This is a genomic window from Devosia sp. P1_H9 (assembly GCF_056405135.1).
Window position 1 is genome coordinate 338,692 of record NZ_JBFUCQ010000002.1, and the last position, 17,119, is coordinate 355,810.

Consider the following 17,119-nt stretch of genomic DNA (forward strand, 5'->3'; position numbering starts at 1 on the left):
AACCATTCGAGAATGGCCGCCGTGTGCCCGGCGGCCATTTTCTTGCCCTGGCGCGGCCGCGAACCTGAATCGCAGATGAACGTGAGCGGTTAATGCCATGCGCTGCTCGCATAGCTGTACTCGAACATCTCCATCTGCTCGTTCCCCGTGAACGGGACTATCTACGTCCTCGTAAACGAAAGGAGACTTCCAAATGGGTATTCGCACCACGCTGAAGAAGTGGGCCGCTTATCAGCAGACCGTCCGTGAGCTCAACGCTCTCGACACCCGTCAGCTGAGCGATCTCGGCATCACTCGCACCGACATCCAGCGTATCGCCCGCGACCATGCGCGCACCATCTAACGGTTCGCTTTCTGGTTCGTGTTCGACGCCGGCATCCTAGAACGCTCGCTTCCTGATAGAAGCGGGCGTTCAGCCTTTCTGGGGCTCCGTTCGCGCTAGAACGCCAGCCGCCCCACCAGTTCCTCATATGACACGTTGATCGCCTTGTGGAACGCCGCGCGCTCGTTGAGCCGGGCGTGCCACGCTTCGACATGCGGCAGCGACGGCCGCTCGATCGCCATGGTCGACCAGCGGAACATCGCCGCACCGGCGACGATATCGGCATAGGTGAGATCCTCGCCCCCGAGATACGGCACCTGGCTCAGCCGCGCCTCCAGCATGCCAAAGCACTTCACCGAAGCCGCGAAAGCCTTGGCGATAGCCGCAGAGTCCTGCTGTGCCACAGGCGTCCTGACCTTTAGCCAGAACAGCGAGATCCAGGCCGGCTGGAACGTCGTTGCCGTCCAATCCGTCCATTGGTCGACGACCGCTCGATCCCGCGCCTCCATCGGGAACAACAGGCCACTGCCGTACTCGGCGCCGAGGTATCGGACGATCGCGTGACTCTCCCACATCGTCAGGTCGCCATCGCGCAGCGTTGGCACCAGCCCGTTGGGGTTCAGCGCCAGATATTCCGGCGTGTCGTTGCCGTTGAAGCTGCCCCCGAGCGGGACATGCGTGTAGGGCAGTTCGAGCTCCTCCAACGCCCACACCACCTTCTGCACGTTGCCCGAACTCAGGCGTCCCCAAAGCGTGGTGGTCATGGTGTCTCCAGAAAGCTGCGCGGTCCTGCCTCGCTAGCTATCCGGCGTTCAATCACAAAACAAGAGCAGCGCGACCGAGGCGCTCATGGGCATTCGCAGGCCTGCGCCTCGCAGCTTTAGTTCGCCGCCGGGGGCTTCATTGCACCCATCTGAGTCATCATCTGCAGCAACTGTTCGACGTGCCAGACTTCGGCGAGCTTGCCGTCACGGACAAGCCAGACGTCGATCGCCTTGAAGTCCACCGGCTTGTTGGTGGCGGGCATCTCCATCATCGCCCCGTCATTGGTGCCCTTGGCCGTGGAGACCACGGTCACGTAGTCACCACTCACCAGCACCAGCTCGTTCTCGATCTTCATGTCGGAGAAGGCGGTGGCAAAGCCCTGAAGCTCCTTCGTCAGCCCCTCGACGCCCGCCGCCATGTCGGGTCCGCCGGTGTGATCGACGACATCAGCGGCGATGAATTCCGGAAAGGCAGCGAAATTCCGGGCATTGAACTCGGTGTAGAACCGCCGGGCGAGTGCCTCGTTGGCAGCATCATCCGCAAACACCGGCCAGACAGTCAGGGCAATCGCCCCGAGGGCGACAAAACCAACGAACATTCTATTCATGTGGGCCTCCCTACGCTTGGTGCACACTGCCCGGGACCGGACCGTGACAGGTGGGAAACGCGTCGCCGAGGGGGCGACCCGGCCAATCCAATTTTTAGCACCCGGGCGCGCCGCCGGTAACACACGTCCCCGTGTCGTCCGAGGGCTGTGCTGAAAGTTGCGCAGCCCGGCCCCGCTTGCTATCTGGCGCCCATGTCAAAACACGATGAACCCATTCATGTGATCGGCGGCGGTCTCGCCGGCTCAGAAGCCGCCTGGCAAGCAGCCGAGGCCGGCGCCAAGGTCGTGCTGCACGAGATGCGCCCGGTCCAGAAGACCGATGCGCACCAGACCGAAGGCTTTGCCGAGTTGGTCTGCTCCAACAGCTTCCGCTCCGACGATCACCAGCATAACGCTGTCGGCCTGCTGCATGAAGAGATGCGGCGGTGCGGCTCGATCATCATGCGGGCCGCCGATGCGCACAAGCTGCCTGCCGGTGGAGCGCTTGCGGTCGATCGCGACGCATTCTCGGATGCGGTGACCGCCGCGATCCACAATCACCCCAACATCAGCATCGAGCGCGGAGAGATCGCCGGGCTACCGCCGGAAGAGTGGCAGAACGTCGTCGTGGCGACCGGGCCGCTGACCTCCCCTGCCCTTGCCTCCGCCATTCAGGCGCTGACCGGCGAGGATTCGCTGGCATTCTTCGACGCTATCGCGCCGATCGTCCATGGCGACTCGATCGATCGCGACATCGTCTGGGCGCAGTCGCGCTACGACAAGGTCGGTCCGATGGGGAACGGGCAGGATTATCTCAACTGCCCGATGGACGAGAAGCAGTACAACGCCTTCGTCGACGCCCTGGTCACCGCGCCGCTGCATGAGTTCAAGGACTGGGAGAAGGTGCCGTACTTCGACGGCTGCCTGCCGATCGAAGTCATGGCCGAGCGCGGCCGCGACACGCTGCGCTGGGGCCCGATGAAGCCGGTCGGCCTCACCAACCCGCGCAACCCAACGGTCAAGGCGCACGCCATCGTACAGCTCCGCCAGGACAACGCGCTGGGGACGCTGTGGAACATGGTCGGGTTCCAGACCAAGATGCGCTACGGCATCCAGGCCGAGATTTTCCGCATGATCCCGGGGCTTGAGAACGCCCAGTTCGCGCGGCTCGGCGGCCTCCATCGCAACACCTTCCTCAACTCCCCCAAGGTGCTGGGACCGGACCTGAAGCTGAAGGCCATGCCGCGCCTGCGATTTGCCGGCCAGGTGACCGGCGTCGAGGGTTATGTCGAAAGCGCCGCTGTGGGCCTGATGGCGGGCCGCATGGCCGCCGCCGACGCGCGCGGCGAGCAACTGGCGATCCCGCCGGAGACGACGGCGATGGGCGCGCTGATCAACCACATCACCGGCGGTCACCTCGAGGCGGAAGCCTATTCCGGTGCCCGCAGCTTCCAGCCGATGAACGTCAATTTCGGCCTGTTCCCGCCGGTATCGATCAGCAAGCCTGAGGGCCATGTCGGCCGCTGGAAATCGACCGAGAAGACGATCGCCAAGAAAGAGGCGATCACCTCCCGGGCACTCGACGACATCATGGCGTGGGCTTAGGCCGGTCCGAGAACAGCTGGCCTATGACAGTGCTCAGCGTGCGAGGGCCCGCGTTGTTCTCGCCGCGGTCGAAGGTCATGGACTCGACGGCGAGCCGGTAGCTCCGCCCGTCCACCACAAAATCGAGCCAGGGAGAGACCAGATAGCTGCCGTCCTGCTGTGTAAACCAGGGTACCAGGTCCAGCTTGGTGAGCGCCTCGGGCCCCGCGCCTTCCGCTCCGACCCACAGCTCGCCGCTCTTGGCTTCAAACCGGAGCGGGCTGGCGTCGAGCACCGCGTCTCCATAGATGCTGACCGGCCGGATCAGGTAGGGCGTGGCCGAAACGTCCAATGCCACTGCGAAATCTCGCCAGAGCGTTGCATAGCGCGGCAGCCCGTCGACTGTCGGCTCGCTCACACCCAGCGCCTCCAGTACGACGTAAGAACCGTCCTGTGCGGGATCCCAGCTGACGCCGTACTTCCCCATCACCTCCCGGACCGCCAGCCGCCCTCCGGGCGAGCCCGCCAGGTAGTCGATGATGCCGCGCGCCTCGGCGATCTCCGCGGCGTTCCAATCGCCACGCGGCGGCGACGCGCTCTTGTCGGCGCCGGCGTTCATTACCACCGCGTCGAGCCGCAGCGCCTGGCTGCTGACCGGAAGATTGGCGTAGTTCCACGGTCCCACCGACAGCGCCAGCAGGATGATGCCGGCGAGCGCCGGGATCAGCCGGATATCGCCGCGTCCGAGGAGGTAGACCACGGCGAGCCCCGTTGCCCAGAATCCTCCGGCCGCGAGCAGCATGCGCTCGTCGGTAAGCCCATAGGCATCGATGCGGATCCAGACCGCCACGAAGAACAGCGCCAGCGGGATCAGCGTCAGCCAGAACCACCAGGTGCGGAACAGGCGGACGAGAGGTCGGGTCCGCACGAAGGGCGGGTGCAGCACCAGCCAGGTGGCGGCGCCGATGACGACGAAGCCGAGGACCATCCAGCCGATCATGCCTTCGGGCAGCTTCTGGGTGACGACGATCTGCCCGGTGTAGACCAGGAGGATCAGGGCGTAGATCAGCAGCAGCGGCACCAGCACGAACTGCCCCAGGAAACCGAACGCCTGCGGCAGGAAATCCGCCTGCTCCAGTTCCTCAGCGCGGTAGGCCGAGACGTGCGGCAGGGTCGATAGCCAATAGACCGGGGTGAGGAACAGGCCGGTGAACGGCAGCACCCAGTTGTAAAATACCTGCCCGGTCTCGAGCCCGAACAGGATGGCAAGCGAGCGCTCGATGGCGGCGAGGCCCAGGGCGATGATGAGGAACGCCGCAGCTGCAATGACCGCAGTCGCGAAGGCCTGGAAATTGACCCACCAGAAGCGGTTCTGCTGCTCTTCGCGCGGCACGCCCCGTTCTATCCGGGTGAACGGCGACACCGAAAGCCAGAGCACGGCCACGGCAGGGATCGCGAACGGCACAAACCAGCTGATGTCCCGGATCTGGAAGGCGGCGACCACCGCTATAGGCAACGCATACTTGAGGAGCAGAGCGGCAAGGCGCGCCTCTGGCCGGCTCTCGGCGAAGTAAACGCCCGCGACGGCGAGCACCGCGCCAGTGGCAAGACCGAGAGCGGCGCGCGCCCACACTTCGTCGCGCATCCATTCGAGGCCATTGATGGCGCCGATGACAATGATGGTGGTGAGGGCTGCGAGCAGGATGGCGAACGGAAAGCGTTGGCCGGTCATTAGGAAATCCGGAGCCTGCTTCTCCAACCAGGCCCTGAGATTCATGCGATCCCCTGTCAGTGGCGTAACGCCCACCAACTCATCATGGCGATTTTTCGCCAGTCCGCCAGATCAGCAATCGGTGCAAATGGCGTTCGCGATGACGCGATACGCCGAAGCTGCGAGGCCAGCAGTGCGACCGGCGCGAAAGCCGGGCGCAGCGGCTTCGGCAACGCGCCAATGGCGGCGCCAGCCTTCTCGATATGCTCGACAGCGAGATCATTGATCTGCCCAAGCGCCGCAAACAGACCGTCGCTTTCCTGCCCGGCCAGGATCTCCCCATCCGTCACGCCATTGGCGCCGAAGATACTCATCGGCAGGAAAATGCGGCCCTGTGAGGCGTTGAAGCCAAAGGCGCGGAGATGCCCGGTCAGCGCATGGGCGACGCCGAGATGGCCGGCCGCATCGCCGGTCTCCACTTCCGTACCGCCGTTGAGGATCATCGCGGCGAGCTGATAAAGCACCGACACCGTCTCGCCCGCGTAGCCCTCCAAGCTCGCCACATCGGGCATCGGGTCCTGGTAGAGATCGAAGCGACGCGCGGCCACCAGCCGCAACAGCGGTCCGGCCGGTAGGCCATAGGTGGAGATCGCGTCGAGCAGCGCCGCCGCGAGCGGGTTCTGGCGGACATTGCCATGCCCCTCGCCTTTCAGGGCATCGACCCACCACTGCAGCCGAATCTCGCCAGCCGCCGGCTCTCGCGCCCGATCGCGGATCGAAGCCACGTCGGCGCTGAAGGCGTGGAGCGACTGGATGGCGGTGCGCTCTGGCTCCTTGAGCAGCAGGGTCGCGAAATAGCGGTCGCGGTCGGCGTCGCGGAGGAAGCTCGCGACGTAGCCGGCGTTGTCGCTCATCGGGCGTTCTCGACAGCAAGCAGCGCCGCTCCAACCGCGCGGTCCTCGGCGAGCAGCACGTTGTAGGTGCGGACGGCACCGCCGGTGGCGATCGCCTCGACGATGATCCGGCGTTCCCTGAGGGCCGCGCGGATGGCGGGATCGAGGATGGCAATATCGCCGCCGAGCCCGATCAACAGCACATCGAGCTGATCGGCCACGGCAAACACCGGAGCAAGGCTCTGCAGCGTCACATCCGCCGGCTGGCTCGGCTCCCAGGCGAACATGCCGCCCGGGAGACAGAGGAGCGAGCCGCGGTGCGACAACCCGGCGAAGCGGAAGCCGCCGTTGCCGTAGGCGTCGATCTGGGTCTGCCGGGGGTAAAACCCCTCCCCCCGTTCAACCATGGACTAGACCGCTGCGCCGTCGGCGCGCTTGTCGGCCTTGGCCTTCTTTTCCTTGGCCTCTTCCATCTCGCTGCGCGGCTTTAGGCCGAAGTGGATCAGGATCGGGCCGCCGATGAAGATCGACGAGTACATGCCGAAGATCGAGCCGAAAGTCATCGCGATGGTGAAGCCGCGGATCGACTCGCCGCCGAGGAACACCAGCGGGAACAGCGCCAGGAGCACGGTGAACTGCGTCAGCGAGGTGCGCACGATCGTCTGGTTGATCGAGAGATTGATGATCTCGGCGACCGACATCTTCTTGTATTTTCGCAAGTTCTCTCGGACGCGGTCGGAAATGACGACCGTTTCGTTGAGCGATAGACCCACTAGTGTCAGCACTGCCGCGATCGAACTGAGGTTGAACTCCAGCCCGGTTATCGAGAACAGCCCCACCGTCATGATCACGTCGTGCAGCGTCGTCGTCACGGCCGCGAGGCCGAACTGCCACTCGAAGCGGAACCATACGTAGATCAGGATGGCGACCAGCGTTACGAGCACCGCGATGGTGCCGTTGAAGGCCAGTTCGCCCGACACGGTGCCGCTCACCGCTTCGGTGCGGCGCACCTCGTAGTTCTCGGTTGCGAGGGTCTTGGTGACCTCCTGCACGGCCACCTGCTGTGCGGCGTCGCCACCGTCCTGCAGCTGGATGCGGACCAGCAGGTCCTGCGGGTTGCCGAAGCTCTGCACCTGCACTTCGCCGAGGCCCAGCGGGTCCAGCAACTCGCGTACTCTGGCCGGGTCCGCGTCGCCCTCGGCGGTGTGCTGCACCTCGATGGCGGAGCCGCCGACGAAGTCGATGCCGAGGTTGAAGCCCTTGACGAAGGCCGTGCCGATGGCGAGCACCGTGAGGACGATCGAGATGATGATCGCGGTCCGCGACATCTTCATGAAATCGATCTTGGTACCGTCCGGGATGAAGCGGAAGTGCTGGATCCGGAGCGTCTTGGGGCGCTTCCAGTGATACCAGATGCCGATGAAGAAGCGGGTCACCGTATAGGCGGTGAACAGCGAGGTCAGGATGCCCAGCGCCAGCGTCACGGCGAAGCCCTGGATCGGGCCCGACCCGAGGAAGTACAGCACGATGGCGGCAATCAGCTGCGTCAGGTGGGAGTCAATGATCGTCCCCCAGGCGCGGTGGAAGCCCGCATCGAGCGAGGCGAGGATCGACTTGCCGGCCCGCTGCTCCTCGCGCATGCGCTCGTAGATCAGGACGTTCGCGTCCACCGCGACGCCGATGGTCAAGACGATACCCGCGATACCGGGCAGTGTGAGGGTCGCGCCGATGGCCGACAGCGAGCCAAGGATCAGCACGACGTTGAGCAGCAGCGCCACGTTGGCGAACACGCCGAACATGCCGTAGGCTATGACCATGAACGCCAGCACCAGCACGGACGCCACGGCGCCGGCAGTGATACCCGCACGGATGGAGTCCGCGCCGAGGCTCGGGCCGACCGAGCGTTCCTCGACCACGTCGAGCGAGGCCGGCAGCGCGCCGGCGCGAAGCAGCACGGCGAGGTCGTTGGAGGTCTGCGGCGTAAAGTTGCCGCTGATCTGGCCCGAACCGCCGGTAATCGGCTGCTGGATGACCGGAGCGGTGATCACCTGGTTGTCGAGGACGATGGCAAAGCGCTTGCCGACGTTCTTGGAAGTGATTTCGCCGAAGGTGATGGCGCCGCGGGTATCGAACTGGAAGCTGACGACGGAGCGCGATGTCTGCTGGTCGAAGCCGGGCTGCGCGTTGGTCAGCGATTCACCACCGAGCTCGACGTTCTCGTTGAGCAACTCCTTGCCGCCATCGGCGCTCGGCAGGATGAAGTAGCCGGCGGGGATGCCCTGGGCCTCGGCCTGCGCCGCGGTCATCGTCGGGTGCACCAGGTGGAAGGTCAGGCGCGCCGTACGCGAGATCAGTTCCTTTAGGCGTGCGGAATCTTCGAAGCCCGGAACCTGAACCAGCACGCGGTCCTGGCCCTGGCGCTGAATGGTCGGCTCGGTGGTGCCCACTTCGTCGACGCGGTTGCGGATGACTTCCATCGACTGCGCGACCAGCGAAGACATGCGCTCCTTGACGCCGTCGGGCGTCAGCGACACGACGAGCTTGCCGTCCGCGGTCTCGGAGAATGCCAGCTCGGGCACGCCGCCAACGCCGAAATTGCTCGAGATGTTGGTCTGGAGCTTCTGGATGGCCGCCAGGGCGGCCTCCTTCTGGGTCGGGTCCGTCAGCTCGATGGTGATCGAGTCCGCACTTGTGGTGATCAGGTTGCCAATGCCGTTGTCGTTGGCGAGAGCCGAGCGCACATCGCGCCGCAGGCTCTTGATGCGCTCGGCAATGATCGAGTCACGGTTGACCTGCAGCAACAGGTGCGAGCCACCCTGCAGGTCGAGGCCGAGGACCACGGTCTGCTTGGGCAGGAAGCCGGGCCAGGCGGCCAGCATGTCCTTGGGCAGGAAGCTCGGAATGGTGAACAGGATGCCAAGTATCGCAACGATGACGATGATGGCTGACCGGATTGGCGATGACTGCATGGTCGGAACTTGGATCCTGTATGGTGCCCAATGGCGGCGGCAAGCTGCCCAGGGGCAAGCGGAGCCCAGTGGCTCCGCGTCTATGTCAGAAATGCGTCAGCCGGCCCACTTGCGCGGTGCCGGCTGAAAGGAGTGGCTCAGGAAGCCTTGTTGTCGTTGACCGGGGTCGACTTGGAGCGCACGTCGGTGATGCCGGAGCGAGCGATCTTGACGCGGGTGCCCTGGGCGATCTCGACCTCGAGATCCTCGCCATCAACGGCCTTTGTCACTTTGCCCACAATGCCGCCGGAGGTGACGATGGTATCGCCACGGGTGATCGCGCCGAGCATCGCCTGATGCGCCTTCATGCGCTTCTGCTGCGGGCGGAAGATGAGCAGCCAGAAGATCACGACCAGCAGCAGGATCGGGGCAAACTGGATAATCAGATCCATGCCGCCACCGGGGGCGGCGGCGCCTGCGGCTTGCGCATAGGCGGGGGTCACGAACATTAAGAAGCTCCTTGCTTAGTGGCTGTCGGCACGTCGGATGGCCGTTGTTGACCCATATAGGGCTGGTTTCCGGCGAAGGGCAGTCCTACCCGGCAAAAATCGGCCGGAATATAGAGGCGGTGCACAAGGATTGCAAAGCCAATCGGGCTGCGTCAAAACGGGGGCGTACCCGGGAGTTCTGCCCTTATGACCGACGACCATTCCGCCGCCATCGCGGCGGCCCTCGCGCGCATCGCCGACACGCTGGAAGCCATGAAGCCGAGCATCGCTGTCCCTGCCCCGGCGCTGACGGAAGCCAGTGCCTATCACTGGGACGCCGCCACCGGCACGCTGCTGCCGGTGCCCAAGGTGTCGCGCGTGCCGCTCAGCATGCTCAAGGGCATCGATGACGTGCAGGAGATCCTGCTGCAGAACACCCTGCAGTTCGCGCACGGCTATGCGGCGAACAATGCGCTGCTATGGGGCGCGCGGGGCATGGGCAAGAGCTCGCTGGTGAAGGCCGTGCACGCGCATATCGACGCCCTGGGTGAAGCCGGCCTGAAGCGGCTGATCCTCATCGAGATCGCCCGCGAGGATATCGAGGCCCTGCCCCGGCTGATGCGGCTGATCTCGCGCGAGGACGCCCGCTTCATCGTGTTCTGCGACGACCTCAGCTTCGACAAGGACGAGACCAGCTACAAGTCGCTGAAGACCATCCTCGATGGCGGGCTCGAAGGCCGACCGGAGAACGTGCTGTTCTATGCCACGTCGAACCGGCGCCACCTGATGCCGCGCGACATGGTGGAGAACGAGCGCTCAACCGCGATCACGCCGGGCGAAGCGGTGGACGAGAAGGTATCGCTATCGGACCGTTTCGGGCTGTGGCTCGGCTTCCACAACTGCGACCAGCCGACCTACCTCGCAATGATCCGCGGCTATTGCGACGAGTATGGGCTCACGATCGACGACGAGACGCTGCGGGCTCGTGCGGTGGAATGGTCGATGACACGGGGCGCGCGCTCCGGTCGCGTCGCGATACAATTCGTGCGAGCCATCGCCGGGGAGCAGGGCAAGGCTATCTAGCCCCAAGTGCCGGCGGCCAACTCAGACCTATTTCCGAGTTCCCTTAGCTTGCGGCGCAGGACCGATACTGCAACGAATGCCTCCGATTTCCAGACGAGGGGCCGAGGGAATTATGAGCGTTTCGCATAAGTTGAGGTGGTCGCACGGCGAAGCGACCATCCTGAGTACGGCTGCCATGCTGGCCGACACCACCTTCCTGCTCGACGGCAAGCCGTTCAAGCCGTTCGCGCGGGCGCCATGGCTCGGCACGGTCGACGATCCCTCGATCACCGGGCACCTGCGCGTGCTGGCGGGCGATTTCGTCGGTCTGCCCTTCGGCACCGGCGGCCGCACCGCCGGCCCGAACCTGCCCGAATGGGCCAGTCTGATGACGCAGAGAGCCAACGACACCATCCATGGTCCGAGCGCCCATCGCGAGTGGACCATCGTCCAGGGCGACGACCGCAGCGTCACGCTGTCGCTCGACTACGATCCGGACTCGGTGGTGCGCAAGGTCGAGCGGGTGATCACCGCTCGCGAGGGATCGCCGGAGCTCGATTTCACCATGCGGATCTTCGCCCGCCACAGGGCCGCGATCTCGGCGGGCCTCCACCCCAACTTCCGCATGCCCGACGATCCGGGCCGGCTGGAGTTGAAGCTCGATTTCCAGTTTGGTCTCACCCATCCCGGTCAGACCGCCGAAGGCGATCCGCAGGAGTTCGAGAGCCTCAGCTCGGTGCCGAAGGATGGTGCCCATGTGGACATGTCCCACGTCCCGCTGTCGCCGCGTACCGACAAGAACGTGCAGCTCTGCGGCGCCACGAGCCCGCTCACTGGGATCTATCTCGATGAAGGCGCCGGCTTCGAGCTCGACTGGGACCGCGATCTGCTGCCCACCCTGATGATCTGGCACACGGACGGTGGCATCAAGGGCGAACCGTGGAACGGCCAGTTCCGCGCCATCGGCCTCGAGCCCCTCGCCTCGGCCTTCGACCTCCACACCGACGTCTCCACCGGCCCCAACCCCATCAACAAGCGCGGCATCAAGACCTGGGTGGACATCGATCCGGCCAAGCCGCTGGAGATCCGGCACTCGGTACGGGCGTTTCCGGTTTAGCCCACCCACCGGCCTGCCTTCTCCCCTTGTGGGAGAAGGTGGCGCGCAGCGCCGGATGAGGGGTCCGCATCGCTTGCGATGCGCGATCGGAGCGCAGCGACGAGCGACCCAGCACGTGGAGACAACCCCTCATCCGCCCTTCGGGCACCTTCTCCCGCAAGGGGAGAAGGCACTCGGCTTCAATGTCGTGCCCCAAAACAAAAGGCCCCGGATCGCCCCGGGGCCTTCTCAATTCTAGCGTCCGAACTCAGCTGGCGAGCAGCGGCAGCGGGTCCACCGGTGTGGCGCCCTTGCGTAGTTCGAAGTGCAGCTGGGACTTCGACACCGAGCCGGTCTTGCCGGCGGTGCCGATATTGTCGCCGCGGTTCACCACGGTACCCTTGGCGACGTTCATATCCTTGAGGTGGGCATAGGCCGAGACATAGCCATTGGGGTGGCGGATCAGCACGAGGTTACCATAGCCCTCGACACCGGAGCCGGCGTAGATCACCTGGCCGTTCTCGGCGGCCCGCACGGCCGCGCCTTCCGGCGCCTCAATGTTGATGCCGGTGCCCTTGGAATTGGCGAAGTCGGTGATGACGCGGCCCGAGATCGGCCAGCGGAACTTGTCGGCGCCGGAGAGCACGGGCTCGGTCTTGGGCTGCTGCAGCGGCTGGGCTTCGGCAACCGACGGGGCGGCAGCGGCGGGAGCAAGCGGCTTGACCGTCGCCAGCGGCATTTTCGCCTCGGGCTCGATGGATGCAACGGTGACCGGCTTGGGCGCGGCCAGATCGGACGGAGGCGCGCCGAGCGTCTGCGGCTTGGTGCCCTTGGGGCCGAGCGCCGCGAGGTTCGAAGCCTTGCCCGGGATAACGATCTTCTGGCCGACATAAATCTTGTCCGGCGAAGAGAAGCCGTTGGCCTGGATGATCGCCTGGGCCGTTACGTTGTAGCGGCGTGCGACGGTGTAGAGGCTTTCACCGCTTTCGATCACGTGGACGTAAGCGTCCGAGGGGACAGAGACGAGGGTGTTCGAAGCCGGGGCGGACGCCAGAGTGGTAGTGGCCGGAACCGGGCTCAGGGGCTGGGCAGCGGGCATCATCTGATTGCTTCCGTTGGCTGATGAAGTGAGCACAGGCAAGTCTTCGGTCGATACTGAGCCAAGCGGCTGGCTACCCATGGGCTGACTGCCCATGTTGTTGGAGCCGACCAGCGCAGGACCGGAACCGCCGCCAATGTTTTCTGGAGGAACGAGCGTCTTGGGCATGGCCTGCGCCGTGTTCATCGGCGCGGCGGAGTTGACCGAGCCGGTCGTCGTCCGGTCAAAGCCGAGGCCACCAAGCGAGCTACACCCCGAGAGCGCCGTGGCACCTGCGAACAGGCCCACAATCGCGGCGGTTCTAAACGTCTTACCGGTCACGCGGTTACTCATCAGTCCACTCTACGCAGGTACTCAATGGACTTGAGATTAGGGCGTTAAGGTAAAGAGTGATTTAAACGCGACGCAAATTGCTCAAATCGCCGATCACGAGATTCAGGAGTCGGTAGGGTTAAGGGACCCTGCACCTGAACAACGCTTCAGAACGCCTTCACGTACGGACAAACGAGCGGCGGCGACATGGCAGCTACCCTGCCCCATCTCCCGCGTCGACGGTGCGCGATCCGCCCCACAGCTTGGCAAGACCTTCCAGGCTCCGGGGCCCGCCGGCCGCTTATCCCCGCGCGCGCCGACGGTGTCACAATGGCCGTATCGAAGTCAGAGGGGAGGGAGAAATGCACAAGGATTTGCAAGGATACGAATTGAACGAAACCAGTTCAGTTCGTTCAATTCCGGTCAGAGCGCCAGGGCGCCGTCCAGCTGGCCGACCATCTCGTAATGCGTGTGCTGCAGCATCAGCGGGGTCACCGTGATGGCGTTGCCGTGCATGGCGAGCCGGAAGTCGTGCTCTTCGTCGAGCGGCTTGGGCGTCTCGGGGATCGCAATGAAGAACTTCCCGGCGTTGTCGCTGGGGTAGTAGGCCATGGGTGAGCGGGCGAACCGCTGGAACGGCACCACACGGATGCCGGCCACGTCTTCGGGCGCGCAGAACGGGATGTTGACGTTGAAGTAGGCGTCGCGCCCCTTCACCGACCCCATCAGCTGGCTGACCACGCGCGCCGCATACTGGCGCGAGTTGGTCCAGTCGACGTCGGTCCCGCGCTCATAGTCGACGCCCTGGCTAATGCCGATGCCGAGCGCACCGTGCAGCGCCCCTTCGCGGGCGCCCGCGACCGTGCCGGAGCAGTTGAGGATATCGCCGAGGTTCTGGCCGTTGTTGATGCCGGACAGCACCAGCCCTGGCTTCAGGTCCTTGCAGATATGGGTCATGCCGGCAACCACGCAGTCGGCCGGAGAGCCGCCGACGATGGCGTACACCCGCTCCTCACGCCGATCGACCCCAAGTTCGCGCCCGAAGGTGAAGCGATGCGAGGCACCGGATTGGTTGCCATCGGGCGCCACCACCCAGACGTCATCGCTGATCGTTAGCGCAATCTCGCGCATCACCGCGATGCCCGGGGCGTCCACGCCGTCATCGTTGGTGATAAGGATTCTCACGCGGTTCTCACTCAAGATTTCGCGCCGATCGACTTCAGGCCCTTCATGTACGGCTGGAGCACGTCGGGGATGGCGATCGAGCCATCTTCCTGCTGATAGTTTTCCATCACGGCGATCAGAGCCCGGCCGACGGCGACACCCGAGCCGTTTAGCGTATGAACATGACGGATCTTGCCGTCCTTGCCCTTCACCCGCGCATCCATCCGGCGCGCCTGGAAATCCCCGCACACCGACACCGACGAGATCTCGCGGTAGGTGTCCTGCCCCGGCAGCCAGGCCTCGAGATCGTAGGTCTTCTGAGCGCCGAAGCCCATATCGCCGGTCGAGAGCATCATCACGCGGTAGTGGATGCCGAGCTGCTTCAGCACGTCCTCGGCGTCCGACAGCATCTTCTCGTGCTCTTCGCCCGAGGTTTCCGGCGTAGTGATCGCCACCATCTCGACCTTGTTGAACTGGTGCTGCCGCAGCATGCCGCGGGTGTCACGGCCCGCCGAACCAGCCTCGGACCTGAAGCACGGGGTGAGTGCCGTGAGGCGCAGCGGCAACTCATCCTCGGACAGGATACTGTCGCGCACGAAGTTGGTGAGCGGCACCTCGGCGGTCGGGATCAGGGCCAGCCGACCGTCGCCATGCGGGGTGAAGAACAAGTCGTCGGCGAACTTCGGCAACTGGTTGGTGCCGTAGAGCGCGTCGTCCTTCACCAGCAGCGGCGGCTGGACTTCAGTGTAGCCGTGCTGATCGACGTGTAGATCGAGCATGAACTGGCCAATCGAGCGCTCGAGCCGTGCGAGGTGGCTCTTCAGCACCACGAAGCGGCTGCCGCTGATCTTGGCGGCGACTTCGAAGTCCATTTGGCCCATGGCCTCGCCGGTTTCGAAGTGCTCCTTCGGCTTGTAGCTAAAGCTGGGCTTTGCCGGTCGCGCCTTGGCGGCGGTGGCGGGAGAGCCGTTTAGGCCAAAGTACTCTTTGTTGTCAGCCTCGTCGGCACCGCGGGGCACTTCTTCGAGCGGGATGTTGGGGATGACGAGCAGCGCGTTGCGGAGCCCCTCTTCCGCGTCCCTGCGGGCGGCTTCGCCGGTCTGGATCGCGTCCTTGAGCGAGGCGACCTCGGCCATCAACTCGTTGGCCTTGGCCTCGTCCTTCTGCGCCTTGGCCTGGCCGATCAGCTTCGACATGGCGTTGCGCTTCGCCTGCGCTTCCTCGACGGCGAGGATCGCGGCGCGGCGGGACTCGTCCATGGCGATCAGCTCGGAGGCCTTGAACGGCACGTTCTTGCGCTGGGCGAGCGCAGCGTCGAACGCGGCGGGATTGGCTTTGATCCAGTTGATATCGAGCATGGGAAGACCTGCGGCGGGAGAAGGGCTCTGCTTTACCGGATTGGGGTGCCAGCGCAAGTCCCTGCCGGGACCGCGCCCCCCATCGGCAGCGCCCTACTCGGACTTCTCGACGTCGGTACCTTCAGCGCCCTCGGCGGCCAGAGCGGCGGCACGGCGTTTCTCGATCCACCGGACGGAAAGGATGGAGATTTCGTAGAGCAGGTACATCGGCAGCGCGAGGCCGATCTGCGAGATCGGATCGGGCGGCGTGATGAAGGCGGCGAACACGAGGATGCCGACGATGGCGTACTTCCGACCCTTCTTGAGCGTGCCGCTCGAGATCAGATCGATCTGAGCGAGCAGCGTCAGGATCACCGGCAACTGGAAGCAAACGCCGAACGCGAGGATCAGCGTCATCGCGAGGCCGAGGTACTCGCTGACCTGCACGAGCATCTCGATGTCCTGGGTCTGCATCGAGAGGAAGAAGCGCATCGCCATAGGCAGCACGGCGAAATAGACCAGCAGCCCGCCCATGAAGAAGAAGACCGGCGTCGCGACCAGGTATGGCAGGAAGGCGCGCCGCTCCTTCTTGTAGAGCCCTGGCGCGACAAAGCCGTAAACCTCGATCGCGAGGTACGGGAAACCGACGAAGATGGCGGCGAAGAACGCAACGTTGAGCTGGGTGAAGAACAGCTCCTGCGGTGCGGTGTAGATTAGCCGGAAGTCATCCGGAATCACCGACTGCGCGCCATGCGGAATCACCGCGAGGTAGGCCGCGCGATACGGCTCGATCAGAACCTCGAGGATGGTCTGCGAGAAAAAGAAGAAGACAATGAGCAGGCCGAAGATGACCAGCAGCGAGCGGATCAGGCGCTTGCGCAGTTCGACGAGATGATCAAGCAGCGGCGCTTCGCTACCAGCGAGTTCGTCCTCATCGGTCTTGGGCGCGTCTTTGGGCGCTGCTAGCTTGGTCTGTTCGGCCATGGTCACGGCTTCTTGGCGGCAACAGCCGGCTTCTTGGTGGCGGGCTTGGTCGCAGGCTTCTCAGCAGCGGCAGGCTTGGCCACCGCCTTAGCCGCAGGTTTGGCAGCCGTCTTGGCCGCGACGCTTTGAGCCTTCGTCACCGGAGCAGCGGCTTTGACGGTGGCCTTCTTTGCAGGCGCTGACTTCACCGGAGCGATGGCCTCGACGGGCGCGGGCGAGTCGATTGGCTTCGCGGCCTTGGGCGCAGCCTTCTTAGCCGGGGCGATGTCGGCGGTGGCGACCTTGCTCTCCGTCGGCGCCTTGACGCGCGGGGCGCGGGCGGCCTTGACCGGGGTCTTGGCGACTACGGCGGGAGGGGCGATCGGGGTCATCACTGGGGTAGCGGCGGCGGGCGCAGTGATGCCGGCTGCAGCCTTGATCTCGTCGACGACGCTCTCGACCTTGGGGTCGGCCGGCTTGATGACGCCCGAGGGCTTTACCTCACCGGTTGCCGTCGTCGCGTTGAATTCCTTGCGGATCGCGTCGGCCGTGGCCTTCAGCGGCTGCGTCACCGACTGGCGGAGATTGGCGATCTCGTTGAGACCAGTGGTCTTGTTCAGCTCACGCTGAAAATCGGCGCCCATACGCCGGATAGTGCCGGCGAACTTGCCGACCCTGTGCATGAGAGCGGGAAGCTCTTTGGGACCGATGACGATCAGGGCCACGACCCCGATCACAAGCATTTCGGTCCAGCCGACGCCGAGCATATGGTTGGCTCCTGGGAGCGGC

16 protein-coding genes are annotated in these 17,119 nt (G+C 64.7%); 4 read left to right on the plus strand and 12 right to left on the minus strand.

Annotated features, from left to right (window positions below):
- Positions 1-193: 193 nt before the first annotated feature.
- Positions 194-343: a DUF1127 domain-containing protein gene (locus tag AC1DYL_RS04885; RefSeq protein WP_082434573.1), complete on the plus strand. Its 150-nt coding sequence runs from the start codon at positions 194-196 to the stop codon at positions 341-343.
- Positions 344-438: 95 nt separating this feature from the next.
- Here the strand turns inward: AC1DYL_RS04885 and AC1DYL_RS04890 are convergent, their stop codons facing one another.
- The gene (locus AC1DYL_RS04890; RefSeq protein WP_477172251.1) at positions 439-1,086 is read right to left on the minus strand and encodes a glutathione S-transferase family protein; all 648 of its coding nucleotides are present in this window, start codon (positions 1,084-1,086) and stop codon (positions 439-441) included.
- Between the two features lie 116 nt (positions 1,087-1,202).
- Complete coding sequence (locus AC1DYL_RS04895; RefSeq protein ID WP_477172252.1) at positions 1,203-1,694, minus strand: ester cyclase; 492 nt, start codon at positions 1,692-1,694, stop codon at positions 1,203-1,205.
- A gap of 192 nt (positions 1,695-1,886) precedes the next feature.
- Between AC1DYL_RS04895 and trmFO the strand changes: the two genes are divergently transcribed.
- Positions 1,887-3,278 (plus strand): methylenetetrahydrofolate--tRNA-(uracil(54)-C(5))-methyltransferase (FADH(2)-oxidizing) TrmFO, encoded by a 1,392-nt coding sequence (gene trmFO, locus AC1DYL_RS04900; protein WP_477172253.1) that lies wholly within the window; start codon positions 1,887-1,889, stop codon positions 3,276-3,278.
- Here the strand turns inward: trmFO and AC1DYL_RS04905 are convergent.
- From AC1DYL_RS04905 to yajC, 5 genes are all read right to left on the minus strand, one after another.
- Complete coding sequence (locus AC1DYL_RS04905) at positions 3,262-4,989, minus strand: DUF4153 domain-containing protein (RefSeq protein ID WP_477172254.1); 1,728 nt, start codon at positions 4,987-4,989, stop codon at positions 3,262-3,264. The genes trmFO and AC1DYL_RS04905 overlap by 17 nt on opposite strands.
- A gap of 56 nt (positions 4,990-5,045) precedes the next feature.
- Positions 5,046-5,882 (minus strand): phytoene/squalene synthase family protein, encoded by an 837-nt coding sequence (locus tag AC1DYL_RS04910; RefSeq protein WP_477172255.1) that lies wholly within the window; start codon positions 5,880-5,882, stop codon positions 5,046-5,048.
- The gene (locus AC1DYL_RS04915; protein WP_477172256.1) at positions 5,879-6,268 is read right to left on the minus strand and encodes an Mth938-like domain-containing protein; all 390 of its coding nucleotides are present in this window, start codon (positions 6,266-6,268) and stop codon (positions 5,879-5,881) included. The genes AC1DYL_RS04910 and AC1DYL_RS04915 overlap by 4 nt, the downstream gene beginning before the upstream one ends.
- A 3-nt stretch (positions 6,269-6,271) precedes the next feature.
- Positions 6,272-8,830 carry a protein translocase subunit SecD gene (secD, locus tag AC1DYL_RS04920; RefSeq protein ID WP_477172257.1) on the minus strand — a complete coding sequence of 853 codons (2,559 nt, stop codon included), beginning with the start codon at positions 8,828-8,830 and terminating at the stop codon, positions 6,272-6,274.
- 137 nt (positions 8,831-8,967) lie between these two features.
- Positions 8,968-9,318: a preprotein translocase subunit YajC gene (gene yajC / locus AC1DYL_RS04925; protein WP_477152027.1), complete on the minus strand. Its 351-nt coding sequence runs from the start codon at positions 9,316-9,318 to the stop codon at positions 8,968-8,970.
- Positions 9,319-9,504: 186 nt separating this feature from the next.
- Here yajC and AC1DYL_RS04930 point away from each other — a divergent pair, with 186 nt between their 5' ends.
- Positions 9,505-10,380, plus strand: a complete 876-nt coding sequence (locus tag AC1DYL_RS04930) for an ATP-binding protein (RefSeq protein ID WP_477172258.1) — start codon at positions 9,505-9,507, stop codon at positions 10,378-10,380.
- Between the two features lie 112 nt (positions 10,381-10,492).
- Positions 10,493-11,476 (plus strand): aldose epimerase family protein, encoded by a 984-nt coding sequence (locus AC1DYL_RS04935; protein ID WP_477172259.1) that lies wholly within the window; start codon positions 10,493-10,495, stop codon positions 11,474-11,476.
- A 247-nt stretch (positions 11,477-11,723) separates the two neighbouring features.
- On the opposite strand, the gene AC1DYL_RS04940 is transcribed toward AC1DYL_RS04935, so the two are convergent.
- The 5 genes from AC1DYL_RS04940 to tatB form a co-directional block, all read right to left on the minus strand.
- The gene (locus AC1DYL_RS04940) at positions 11,724-12,887 is read right to left on the minus strand and encodes a peptidoglycan DD-metalloendopeptidase family protein (protein WP_477152030.1); all 1,164 of its coding nucleotides are present in this window, start codon (positions 12,885-12,887) and stop codon (positions 11,724-11,726) included.
- Positions 12,888-13,289: 402 nt separating this feature from the next.
- Positions 13,290-14,051 (minus strand): 5'/3'-nucleotidase SurE, encoded by a 762-nt coding sequence (gene surE / locus AC1DYL_RS04945; RefSeq protein WP_477172260.1) that lies wholly within the window; start codon positions 14,049-14,051, stop codon positions 13,290-13,292.
- Positions 14,052-14,062: 11 nt separating this feature from the next.
- A complete protein-coding gene (gene serS / locus AC1DYL_RS04950) occupies positions 14,063-15,388 on the minus strand; it encodes a serine--tRNA ligase (RefSeq protein ID WP_477172261.1) in 1,326 nt (441 codons plus the stop codon).
- Between the two features lie 93 nt (positions 15,389-15,481).
- Positions 15,482-16,351: a twin-arginine translocase subunit TatC gene (gene tatC / locus AC1DYL_RS04955; protein ID WP_477152033.1), complete on the minus strand. Its 870-nt coding sequence runs from the start codon at positions 16,349-16,351 to the stop codon at positions 15,482-15,484.
- Between the two features lie 2 nt (positions 16,352-16,353).
- Positions 16,354-17,097: a Sec-independent protein translocase protein TatB gene (gene tatB, locus AC1DYL_RS04960; protein ID WP_477172262.1), complete on the minus strand. Its 744-nt coding sequence runs from the start codon at positions 17,095-17,097 to the stop codon at positions 16,354-16,356.
- Between the last annotated feature and the right edge of the window lie 22 nt (positions 17,098-17,119).

Bases quoted from the DNA above. Each gene is read 5' to 3' on its own strand.
- AC1DYL_RS04910 (WP_477172255.1), bottom strand. From the start codon at position 5,882: ATGAGCGACAACGCCGGCTACGTCGCGAGCTTCCTCCGCGACGCCGAC.
- trmFO (WP_477172253.1), top strand. From the start codon at position 1,887: ATGTCAAAACACGATGAACCCATTCATGTGATCGGCGGCGGTCTCGCC.
- AC1DYL_RS04940 (WP_477152030.1), bottom strand. From the start codon at position 12,887: ATGAGTAACCGCGTGACCGGTAAGACGTTTAGAACCGCCGCGATTGTG.
- AC1DYL_RS04885 (WP_082434573.1), top strand. From the start codon at position 194: ATGGGTATTCGCACCACGCTGAAGAAGTGGGCCGCTTATCAGCAGACC.
- AC1DYL_RS04930 (WP_477172258.1), top strand. From the start codon at position 9,505: ATGACCGACGACCATTCCGCCGCCATCGCGGCGGCCCTCGCGCGCATC.
- AC1DYL_RS04935 (WP_477172259.1), top strand. From the start codon at position 10,493: ATGAGCGTTTCGCATAAGTTGAGGTGGTCGCACGGCGAAGCGACCATC.
- tatB (WP_477172262.1), bottom strand. From the start codon at position 17,097: ATGCTCGGCGTCGGCTGGACCGAAATGCTTGTGATCGGGGTCGTGGCC.
- yajC (WP_477152027.1), bottom strand. From the start codon at position 9,318: ATGTTCGTGACCCCCGCCTATGCGCAAGCCGCAGGCGCCGCCGCCCCC.
- AC1DYL_RS04905 (WP_477172254.1), bottom strand. From the start codon at position 4,989: ATGACCGGCCAACGCTTTCCGTTCGCCATCCTGCTCGCAGCCCTCACC.
- secD (WP_477172257.1), bottom strand. From the start codon at position 8,830: ATGCAGTCATCGCCAATCCGGTCAGCCATCATCGTCATCGTTGCGATA.
- AC1DYL_RS04915 (WP_477172256.1), bottom strand. From the start codon at position 6,268: ATGGTTGAACGGGGGGAGGGGTTTTACCCCCGGCAGACCCAGATCGAC.
- AC1DYL_RS04890 (WP_477172251.1), bottom strand. From the start codon at position 1,086: ATGACCACCACGCTTTGGGGACGCCTGAGTTCGGGCAACGTGCAGAAG.
- tatC (WP_477152033.1), bottom strand. From the start codon at position 16,351: ATGGCCGAACAGACCAAGCTAGCAGCGCCCAAAGACGCGCCCAAGACC.
- AC1DYL_RS04895 (WP_477172252.1), bottom strand. From the start codon at position 1,694: ATGAATAGAATGTTCGTTGGTTTTGTCGCCCTCGGGGCGATTGCCCTG.
- serS (WP_477172261.1), bottom strand. From the start codon at position 15,388: ATGCTCGATATCAACTGGATCAAAGCCAATCCCGCCGCGTTCGACGCT.